The following is a 1,594-nucleotide window of genomic DNA, read 5'->3' as shown; positions in this document are numbered from 1 at the left end:
CATCGGTGCAACATCGCTCGTATCAGCCTGCTGAAGCTGATCAACTAAACCCAAGATGTTATTAATATCGCCGCTTAATTTTTCCACTTTGTCATCTTCAATTTGAAGACGAGAGAGGCGCGCGATTTTTTGAATGTCATCAGGACTAATCGACATGTTTTAAACCTTAATTTATAAGTCTCGGCTCAGAAGCTTGCCTTAGAAGCTAGAACGCGAGGAGTTAAGAGATTTATAGTGCGTGAATTATGCTGTGAAGCATTTAGCCGAGCATCATACCACTTAGCTATAAAAAGTGGATATGCTCTCGAATCGAATAAGGAATGAATTTGCATAGAAATGCAAACTTTCGCACTAAGGACATAAATGTATGGGTGAAAAATGATCAAATGTTTAGCGGGAATCTTACGGAGCAATGGCTGAACGTTATCTTGTTTGCAATAAGGTCTAAATGAAGCTTTTGTTTCTTGCTCTAGTACCGCGCCATTGTTAAAGTTACGCGATAATTATATTCATAAATTCTTCAGGTTGAATTCCTTCCATGCTTAAGAAACTACGAGGCATGTTTTCAAGTGATCTGTCGATCGATTTGGGGACTGCAAATACACTTATTTATGTGCGCGAACGCGGCATAGTTTTAGATGAACCTTCTGTTGTCGCGATTAGAAATTCGGGCGCTCAAAAAAGTGTTGCTGCGGTGGGTGCCGAAGCAAAACGAATGCTTGGTCGTACCCCCGGAAACATCACTGCAATTCGTCCGTTAAAGGATGGTGTGATTGCAGATTTCGTAGTAACTGAAAAAATGCTTCAGCATTTTATTCATAAGGTTCACGAGAATAGTTTTATTACGCCGAGTCCTCGCGTGTTGGTCTGTGTACCAAGTCGTTCTACAAAAGTTGAACAAAAAGCGATTCGTGAATCTGCATTAGGTGCCGGTGCACGTGAAGTGTATTTGATCGAAGAGCCTATGGCTGCAGCGATTGGTGCAGGATTACCTGTGGAAGAGGCGAGTGGTTCGATGGTCGTTGATATCGGTGGTGGTACAACTGAAATCGCGATTATCTCATTGAACGGTATCGTCTATGCAGATTCAGTTAAAGTCGGTGGCGACCGCTTTGACGAAAATATTGTGACTTATGTGCGTCGCAACTACGGTAGTTTAATTGGTGATGCGACAGCAGAGCGTATTAAACAAGAGATTGGTTGTGCTTACGAAGGCTTGGAAATTCGTGAAATCGACGTGCGTGGACGTAACCTAGCTGAAGGTGTTCCTCGTGGATTTACTTTAAATAGCGACGAAATCTTAGAAGCGTTACAAGAATCTCTAGCTGCAATTGTTCAAGCTGTGAAAGGCGCGCTTGAGCAATCTCCACCAGAGCTTGCTTCAGACATTGCTGAACGAGGAATCGTACTAACTGGCGGTGGTTCACTACTTCGCGGTCTTGATCGTTTGTTAAGCGAAGAGACTGGCTTACCAGTTATTGTTGCTGAAGATCCGTTGACATGTGTTGCTCGTGGCGGCGGTAAAGCGCTTGAGCTTATCGATACAAACGGCGCAGATGGTATTTTTGCTGTCGAATAAGCAAGCTACCTAAAT

Annotated in this window: 2 protein-coding genes; one reads left to right on the top strand and one right to left on the bottom strand. The window is 43.2% G+C overall.

Features of this window, described 5'->3' with window-relative positions:
• A partial coding sequence (locus tag A3738_RS32605; RefSeq protein ID WP_197473846.1) for an Asp-tRNA(Asn)/Glu-tRNA(Gln) amidotransferase subunit GatC occupies nt 1–156 on the bottom strand: 156 nt, incomplete at its 3' end.
• Between the two features lie 382 nt (nt 157–538).
• Between A3738_RS32605 and A3738_RS13330 the strand changes: the two genes are divergently transcribed.
• A complete protein-coding gene (locus tag A3738_RS13330; protein WP_068473203.1) occupies nt 539–1,579 on the top strand; it encodes a rod shape-determining protein in 1,041 nt (346 codons plus the stop codon).
• Nucleotides 1,580–1,594 lie beyond the last annotated feature (15 nt).

This window comes from Oleiphilus sp. HI0066, assembly GCF_001635725.1.
This window is presented reverse-complemented; position numbering and strand designations above follow the sequence as displayed.

Bases quoted from the DNA above. Each gene is read 5' to 3' on its own strand.
- A3738_RS13330 (WP_068473203.1), top strand. From the start codon at position 539: ATGCTTAAGAAACTACGAGGCATGTTTTCAAGTGATCTGTCGATCGAT.